Raw genomic sequence first — 7,879 nt, forward strand, 5'->3', positions numbered from 1 at the left:
TCCCCCACTGCCAGGCAGATTCCCACGCATTACTCACCCGTCCGCCACTCTACTCGCCCCAAAGGACTTTCGCGTTCGACTTGCATGTGTTAGGCATGCCGCCAGCGTTCAATCTGAGCCAGGATCAAACTCTTCAGTTCAGTCTCTTTCAACCGCTTACGCGGCCAATCCTGCTCGACGGAATCTTCTCATCGAAGATGCTCGTCGCTATCTCTAGAACTCTCCAGAGACGCCAGAGCACCCACACAAGTTATCTAAACGAATTGTTAAAGATCTGTCGCTTCACTCAAGCACTTTTTCACTGCTGAGTTCTCAAATTCTACAGCATCCCGCCGTGTTGTCAACCGCACTGGTTGAGATTTCCTAGTACATTGCCGCGCTTCCATCACAGCAAGCCGATCATTATACATCCGTTTGGCGACCTGTCAAACTCCATTTTCGTGCATCCTGCGGCATCTTGCCGTTTCGTTTCGTCCGCTTGTCCCTAGCGAGCCGCCCATTCTACATCGTGCGATCGGTCTGTCAAGTGATCCGACACAGAACCGACATAAAATCGTCAACCGGGCGCTCTCGAACACTCCGGACGACCTCGCCAAGCCGCGCGTAACCTTCCTTTGCAGAACGCGGAATCTCTGATGCCTGCGGCGTCGGGGCAGGCCCCGCCGACCTCTCGGAGTGGCCGGGTGCGCCCAACCATCGCCCGGTCGACGGGTCGCGGCGGTTGGGCTCAGCGCATTCTTGGCGGGGTTGAATCGTCAGGATTTAGCGCGCGTCCTGGTCCGGGCTGAGGAGGGCTGCGAGGCGACACCGCGCCAGGCTTGGCGTCCGGCACTGCGCTCCGCGGCGAAGTCACCGACCAGCGCAACCGTCTGGCGCTGGAGGTCGGCGACGGTCCCCCCGAGTTGGTTCAGGAACGCGTTGCGGTCGGCACGCCCCGCCTCGGCCATGTCGATGTGATTCTCACGGAAATCGGCCTGCAGGGTTTCCACGCTGGTCTTCAGACGACTGATGAAGGCGTGCGCTGCGTCCGTGACTTCCTGGCGGGTGTCGGCGATCAGGTTTAGGCGGGCCATGCGCTCCGACACGATCTCGTCGCGCAGCCGCCCCATATCTTCGGTAAAACGGCCCATTGTCTGCACCTCGTTACACGTTGCAAGAGTGCACCGGGAACGGGTGAGTCCGCGCAGCCGTCGATGCGGGTTCAGCGCGGCTTGCCACCTGACCCGACGCAAGATGCCGCTCGGGATCGATGCCGAGGCATCGGAGCGGCACCCATCTGAAGTACGAGGCGGGATCAGGCCGGAGCAGCCGCCGGCGCAGTGAGGCCGATCGCTTCGGCATACTTCAGGTAGGTCTCGACCGACGCGATGACCACACGGGCTTCAACGGCGAGCAGCTCGATACCAACCAGGGAGACCTTCAACCACGCATCGATCACGATGCCCTTGTCCAGAATGCGGTCAACGACTTCGGCGAGACTGGAGGAATCTGTGGAGTTGGCGACTTTTGCCATTTTATTTACCCTCTGAACGTCGGAACGAATGCACATGATGTGCGCTTGAAGCAAACCTGCCGGGCCTGCATGGCCTGAGTGAGATCGCAAATCGATTCACACCCTACCCCGCCGATCTTGGCACCGGAACCGCTCGCTACAACTGGCGGGTCCAGTGCTTTTCGGTGTGGCGTCCTGCCGACTCGGTTGCTTGATCAACATTGAGCATAAGGCGTGCCAGATTCGATTTTCGCCGGACATCACTGCGATCTTAAGAGAAATCAATTACGTAGATCTTTCCCTACCGATCCGCTCGCAGACACTCAGGAGGGTAGTGGCTATCCTGGGCTATGGAATGCTTTCCATGCTTATGGTGTGGACACCCTAGCAGCCTGTCGGGCTTTAGGCGATCTCCGAATAAGACGCTATCAAGAATCAAGCTCCGTAGGAGCCCGCTTGCGGGCGATGTGACCTGCCGGAATCGCGTCATTGTGCCCCACCCGTCGCCCGCAAGCGGGCTCCTACGGGTTGGATTTTTCGCGGAAATCACCTTACGTTAGATTGTGGAGCAAAAAAAAGCCTTGATGTTGACTCATGCCCTTATCCTAGGGGCTAAGTCCGACAGGCTGCTAGAACAGCCGTTCCGGACGCATGCGTGCGTGCTTCGATCCGGCGCAAAGGGCACGCCATTGATCAAGGCCGCACCGCCGCTGCCTGCGGCTCAGGAATGCTCGGCAAAATAGACACGAAAGGACCCGGCAGACAGGGGCCGGGAAAAATGGAAACCCTGCGCCAGTGCGATTCCCGCCTCATGCAGTGCCTGCGCCTGGGCGGCGGTCTCGACGCCCTCGGCAATGATCTTGAGCTCAGTCGAACGTGACAGGTTGGTCAGGTCGACGAGCCAGGACGGCGCTTCACCGTCGATGGCGAGACTCGCATCGGGGTGGTGACGCAGCCAGTCACCAAGCTCTTCTGCCAGCTGCTCGATCACCCAGTAGGTCAGCATGCCGGACAACGGCGTGTCCTCGATCAAGGGAATGAAATCAGCGGGCTGAACGACCCCAGTGGCGCGGCGCCAACGGACCAGCGCCTCGGCGCCGGTGCAGCGACCGGACTCCAACTCGACAATGGGCTGGTACTCCAAGAACAGCTCGCCGCCCTGGATGCCTTGGCGAAGCGCTTCAAGTTCGTTCATTGTTGTCGATATTCCTGGCCCAAGGCCGTAGCGATACCATCTGGGATCTCGACTTTACCCCTCCTGGGTCTTCAGGCCCACGGCCGGTCCCTCATCTGTCCTTCGCTGTCAGCGCCCCACGAGCGGCCTGCCTGGTGGCCGCCTGCTTGCCGCAGATACCGACCAGAGAGATTTGCGTTCATTTGCGGCTGCATCCTTGTCTCAGGTTCACCCCGCGCGCCGCAAGAAGGCCCCGAGCACCGGAATCCCCAGGCCTCCATCCTCCGTGACCAGCCCCCGGCGGCGCAAATAGCGTCGCGTCGCGCCGTCCTGGGCGGCGAGGTCCACCGTCTGTCCCTGCGCCAGCGCCTCCAGTACCGCGAGCGCCGCGGCCGGAGCCGCCTGCACCAGGTTGGTCAAATAGGTGTTGGCCTGGTCCAGCACCGCCGGATCGAGCGCCGTGCAGTCCGCCGGCGTCGCTTCGCGGCGGTCGGCATCGTTCATGCGCTTCACCAGCAGCGAGCCATAGAGTTGGGTCAGATAGGGCTGGCCCAGGGTGCGGGACCAGACCGCCTCGGCCACCGCGGGCGGGATGGCGTCGGGCGGGAAGTCGTCGCTCGGCCGGGTCAGCAGGTCCAGCGTCACCGGCCGGGTCAGCGGACCGATGGTCAGGGTGCGCAGGTTCACCAGGTGATCGGCCCACATCGGGTCCAACTCGTCCACTTGGGCGGCCCCGGCGATCAGCACCCGCAGTCGGCGGCGGTGCTGGATGGTGGCGCGCAAGAGCCCCAACAATTGCAGCAGCGCCCGCCGGTCGCCGGGGAAGAGCCCTTCCCAGCGCTCGAACTCGTCGATGCACAAGAGGATGCGCCCGACGGCCGCCCCACTGAGATCAAGGCGCTCCAACTGCTCGAACCAGGCCCCCAGTGCCTCCATCGGCGGCCCCGGCGGGGCGTCCGGCAGGGTCAGTCGGCGCTCGCGCCGCGCCTGCATCTGCGCCTGCCCGACCAGTGCCTTGACCAGTGACTCGGTGGAGTCGATGGGATTGTTCTGGGTGTCGAAGAAGACCACCAGCGCATCCGGCAGCTTCAGCGGCAGCATGTTGAGCAGCGAGGTCTTGCCGCAGCGCCGCGGCCCGATCAGCGCGAGCGCCGCCCCCTGGCCCGGATCGCCCAGGATGGACTCGATCTCCGCCACCAAGGGCTCGCGCCCGCGGAAGACCTCGCGGCCGAACTCGGGCTCCAGCGGCACGAGCGGGCGGAAGGGGTTCGGCACCTCCAGCGCCGCCGCGGTCCTGGTCGCGGCGAGCCAGTCGGCGACCAAGCGCTGCCAGTCGGGCAGGGCCGCGCGATAGATCGGGGCCTCAAGGTCGCGGCTGCCGAGCAGTGCGTTGTCGAGCCCGCGCAGGCGGTCCGCGGCGGCGGTCAATAGCTCCTGGCGCTGGCGGGCGATCAGGGTCAGCTCGGCCGCGCGCAGATAGCGGCCGACCTGTTGCAGGGCGGCGAAGGTGCCGTCGGCGTTGGCCGGGTCCGGGAGCCATTCGCCGCGCAGGTCGCGTAGGGGCTGGAAGCGGCGGTCGCGGGCCAGGGTCGACAGCTCGTCGGCGCGCAGCAGGGCCAGGGCTCGCCGGCCGGCGCGGCGCTGACCGGGGGCGATCTCACAGGCGGCCAGCGCGCGGCGGGCCAGGGCCGGGTCCCGCGCGGCGGTGTCGCGGATATGCGCGGCCAGGGTTGGCAGCGGGAGATAGCTCAGCTCGTGGTGGAGGACGGGGCTGGCGGCGAGGGTGATACGACCGGTGTTTCTTTGGATGGTGAAAGCGATGTACTGCCAGGGGATCTCCAGCAGGGAGAGCGGAAGCCGAAAAAAACCCACGCCGACGGCCACGACTAAGGTCATGCCAGCAATTCCAAATTTGGGCGGCATCGCGCGACCCCTGGTGGATGCGGCGCGCGCGACCGCCGTGCCCGATCCCTAACACCGAGCGGCGCGCCTTATCCACCCTACAGCAGTGCCGGTTTTGTAGGGATAAGCGCAGCGCATCCACCGTCAGCCTCGCCGCCGGCACAGCCACCCAAATTTGGAACTGCTGAGGTCATGCCGGCCACCTTGCTGAAGGACCCGCCAAGGGCTATACCAATGCCTGCACCGATGGGCGCGCCGATGTCCACATAGCCGCGCACGACCCCGGTCATGCCTTCGGTCACGCCCCAGGCGACGCCCATAGCTACACCCAGCGCTGCGCTGCCGGGCACGAAGGCCCCGACACCGATGGCCACGCCGTAGGCTACGCCCATGGCCACATCGAAGGCCAAGCCAACGGCCGAACCGATGACCAACCCGCCAGCTACGTGCAACCATTCGGTATCCGAGCCCACCATCGCGAGGACCAGCTCAATTGCTACCGCGATGGCAGACGTCCCGACCAGCAGCAACAGCGCCATGCGTGCCACATAAGCCCGCCCCACCGCATCCCCCCGCCACAGCAACCGCCAGCCGGATGCGCTGGGTCTTTCGATACCAAGCGCGCGCAACCGATGATGCAGGCTGATCGGCCGCATCAGCATCCACCAGCCCAGTTCCCAGACACCGGGCAGTTGAGCCAGCCGCTCCGCCACGGACAGCAATGCCGGGTCCTGCCCTGGGCCTGGCGTGCCGCCCGTCAATCCTTCCGGTTCAGCCATTCGCTCAGCACCCGCGCAAAGGGTTGATGGTCGTCGGTGAGCAGCCCGCGTCGGCGCAGGGTGTCGTCGCCGCTGTCAGCCTTGGCCGCCGCCCCCCCCGGCGGCGGCGCGGCGCAGCCGTTGACGGTCGCGCTCGGCGAGCCCCGACCACCAGAGTGCGAATTGCTGCGCAGCCTCGTCGCGAAACCGCGCGAGCGCCTGGGCGCGGGGGTCGCCGCCGTCGGGGTCCGACCCGTCCGCGCGGGCATCGAACAGCCGCCGCGCGAGCAGGGTGAGGTAAAACGGGTGCCGGCCGGCCCAGTCGAGCAACCAGGCCGGGTCGTCCGGCGCAAGGCCCGCCGCGCCGCGGGCGAGCAGAGCCGCCGCTGCGCCGGGTTCCAGCAGCCCGATCCGCACCGCCTCCAGCATGTTCGCGAAGGGCGAGACGCGCCCAAGGTCGGCGTAGACCTCGGGCAGGGTGCGGCGGGTGGCAAAGACCAGCGACAGCCGACGCTTGGTCAGCAAGCCCCGCAGCCGCTCCAGAAAGCCCGGCTCGCAAAGCCCGAGGAAGCCCTCGGCCTCGTCCAGCAGCAAGAGCGACGGCAGCCCGCCGCTCGCCTGCTGCTGCGCACTGCACCAGTCGCCGAGCCGGTCCGCGGCGGCGTCGGGGGACTGCGGCCGCGCCCGCTCGTCGGCCGCACCCGTCGCGGCCCCGGTCACCGCCGTTCGGGGGTCCGCCGGCACCGTGTCGACCACCGCGTCGACGAAGGTCTGATGCCCCTGCCGCTCCCGCCCCTGACCGGACAGCAGCCGCACCGCAAACCCGAGTTCTTGTGCCCGCTGGCCCCAAGTGTGCAGGAGCGAGGTCTTGCCGATCCGCCACTCGCCGAGCAGCGAGACCCCGCGCCCGTCCCAGGCCGCCCGCTCCAGGTCGCGCAGTGCGCCGGTGCGCCCGACGAAGACCGGCGGCAGGGCGATGGCCCAGGGGTCGAAGGGGTTGGTGAATCGCTTCCCGTCGGTCATCGCTGCCTCGCAAGTCTCGGCTGCCGGTTGGGTGATGCGGTTCGAGTACTCACCGCATCCTACGCGCTCGACCAGATCGCCCGCCGGCCGCCCGGAAATGCCCGAAAAGGCCCGCTTTCTCTCGTCAGAACAGACTGACGCGCGCCCGGCTAGGCCGCGCGCCGCGGCGTAAGCTCTGGACACGAATCCACACCGAGCCGCCGAGGTCTACCATACTGTCGCCAGCCCTTATTCTGATCGCCTTTGAGGTCTTCTGTCACGCCGCACTGGCCCTGCTGCACCTGTGGCACCGGCTGGGGCTGCCGTCCCTGTCCCACGAGGCGCGGGAGACCCTGGTCGGACTGCTTTACGCGGGCCTGGCCGGCGGGTTGCTGGTTGGAGCCATCGCCTCCCTGCTGGTCGCCGCCGTGCTCCGGCCCGCCCAGGCGGTGGATCTGTTGCCGACGGACGTGATCGCACCCCCCGCCCGGCATCACCACGGGCCAACTGTCCTCTCTGTCGAGCCGGCGCGGCGACCTGTACCGAGACAGGGTGCGCCAACCCCTTGCCACCAGGCTGACGGTCGATCAACTGCTACAATTGGCAAGTCGCGTTCAGCTACACCCCGGCCGCACCCCTCACCCTGGGCCTGAGCTATTTCTACAGTCAGGGCGGGGCCTCACGCATCGACGACGCGCCCTGGGACAACGCGCTGCGGGTGCGTCGCTATGCGCTCACGGGCCTGATCAAACTGCCGTTCGGACGCCTGATCCTGCAATACGGCGGCGACCTCAAGACCGGCAACGGCCTGTTTGAAGACCTGCGCTTTGCCGTGCGCGTACTCACCATCTTCTGACGAGGAATGACTTGCCGCTCCTGCATATCCCCACGCTGCTCCTGACCATGGCATTGCTCTACTTCATCATGCCGACGGTCACCTACGTGGTCTTGAACGGCCGCCGGCAGCGGGCGGTGACGCTCTGGTGCGGCGGCGACCTGCTGCTGGGCTTGTCCATGGTCCTGTTCGCGTTGCGTGGCCAGATTCCGGAGTGGGCGACCTTTGCGTTCGCCAATTTTCTGATGTTCGGTGGTGTCATGATGCGTATCCAATCGCTGCGCCGTGAACTGGGCACGCCATTGCCGCTGATCCTGATGGTTGCCGGCGTGTCCTTGTTCATGCTTGGATTTGAAGGCATCCGTCTGGGGCTGCGCGATGATTTGCTGCGCCTGCAATACCATCACACCGTCTTTGCCGTTCTGTTTACCTGGTTGGCCGCACTGGGCTGGCGCATCGCTGCGCAGGAGCAATATAGTGGACCCCATGTCCAGGACAGTTTTCCCCCGAATTTAAGTTGTCGTGCCGACGTTCATCGCAGCGGTTTGGCGCTGCCCCAGCCACCGCGGAGCGGTCGTTAAGACGGCATCCGCGCAGCGATTAAGAAAAGATCTGTTGCTGTTGCGCCGCAGGCGTTCTCAGCCAGCTCCGGCGGCCGTGCGGCGCAGTGTGGGCAAAGGGTGAATGAGTGTGGGCAAGGTGGGGGCAACGCGCCC

At 65.8% G+C, this 7,879-nt stretch carries 8 protein-coding genes and 1 rRNA gene; 2 read left to right on the plus strand and 7 right to left on the minus strand.

From position 1 onward, the window contains the following. The 7 genes from A39O_RS0104385 to A39O_RS0104415 all read right to left on the minus strand — a co-directional run. Nucleotides 1-140 (minus strand): 16S ribosomal RNA (locus A39O_RS0104385); the annotation flags it as partial. A 615-nt stretch (nt 141-755) separates the two neighbouring features. Next, complete coding sequence (locus A39O_RS0104390) at nt 756-1,130, minus strand: hypothetical protein (RefSeq protein WP_020503490.1); 375 nt, start codon at nt 1,128-1,130, stop codon at nt 756-758. Nucleotides 1,131-1,294: 164 nt separating this feature from the next. Further along, entirely contained in the window at nt 1,295-1,513 is a 219-nt protein-coding gene (gene gvpA, locus A39O_RS0104395; protein ID WP_020503491.1) for a gas vesicle structural protein GvpA, read from the minus strand. Nucleotides 1,514-2,213: 700 nt separating this feature from the next. Next, the gene (locus A39O_RS0104400) at nt 2,214-2,687 is read right to left on the minus strand and encodes an EAL domain-containing protein (RefSeq protein ID WP_020503492.1); all 474 of its coding nucleotides are present in this window, start codon (nt 2,685-2,687) and stop codon (nt 2,214-2,216) included. Nucleotides 2,688-2,894: 207 nt separating this feature from the next. Beyond that, nucleotides 2,895-4,562, minus strand: coding sequence for an AAA family ATPase (locus A39O_RS0104405; protein WP_157639620.1), 1,668 nt, complete (start codon nt 4,560-4,562; stop codon nt 2,895-2,897). 104 nt (nt 4,563-4,666) lie between these two features. Continuing rightward, on the minus strand, nt 4,667-5,347 hold the full coding sequence (locus tag A39O_RS0104410; RefSeq protein ID WP_020503494.1) for a hypothetical protein: 681 nt from the start codon (nt 5,345-5,347) through the stop codon (nt 4,667-4,669). 75 nt (nt 5,348-5,422) lie between these two features. Continuing rightward, complete coding sequence (locus tag A39O_RS0104415; RefSeq protein ID WP_020503495.1) at nt 5,423-6,349, minus strand: hypothetical protein; 927 nt, start codon at nt 6,347-6,349, stop codon at nt 5,423-5,425. 697 nt (nt 6,350-7,046) lie between these two features. Here A39O_RS0104415 and A39O_RS40295 point away from each other — a divergent pair. Together A39O_RS40295 and A39O_RS0104430 are read left to right on the plus strand one after the other, a co-directional pair. Continuing rightward, the gene (locus tag A39O_RS40295) at nt 7,047-7,184 is read left to right on the plus strand and encodes a hypothetical protein (protein ID WP_020503497.1); all 138 of its coding nucleotides are present in this window, start codon (nt 7,047-7,049) and stop codon (nt 7,182-7,184) included. Nucleotides 7,185-7,195: 11 nt separating this feature from the next. Beyond that, the gene (locus A39O_RS0104430) at nt 7,196-7,744 is read left to right on the plus strand and encodes a hypothetical protein (protein ID WP_020503498.1); all 549 of its coding nucleotides are present in this window, start codon (nt 7,196-7,198) and stop codon (nt 7,742-7,744) included. Nucleotides 7,745-7,879: the final 135 nt, after the last annotated feature.

Origin of the sequence: Lamprocystis purpurea DSM 4197, assembly GCF_000379525.1 — a bacterium.
Lineage (GTDB): Bacteria > Pseudomonadota > Gammaproteobacteria > Chromatiales > Chromatiaceae > Thiodictyon > Thiodictyon purpureum.

Bases quoted from the DNA above. Each gene is read 5' to 3' on its own strand.
- A39O_RS0104415 (WP_020503495.1), bottom strand. From the start codon at position 6,349: ATGACCGACGGGAAGCGATTCACCAACCCCTTCGACCCCTGGGCCATC.
- A39O_RS0104405 (WP_157639620.1), bottom strand. From the start codon at position 4,562: ATGACCTTAGTCGTGGCCGTCGGCGTGGGTTTTTTTCGGCTTCCGCTC.
- A39O_RS0104400 (WP_020503492.1), bottom strand. From the start codon at position 2,687: ATGAACGAACTTGAAGCGCTTCGCCAAGGCATCCAGGGCGGCGAGCTG.
- A39O_RS0104390 (WP_020503490.1), bottom strand. From the start codon at position 1,130: ATGGGCCGTTTTACCGAAGATATGGGGCGGCTGCGCGACGAGATCGTG.
- gvpA (WP_020503491.1), bottom strand. From the start codon at position 1,513: ATGGCAAAAGTCGCCAACTCCACAGATTCCTCCAGTCTCGCCGAAGTC.
- A39O_RS0104410 (WP_020503494.1), bottom strand. From the start codon at position 5,347: ATGGCTGAACCGGAAGGATTGACGGGCGGCACGCCAGGCCCAGGGCAG.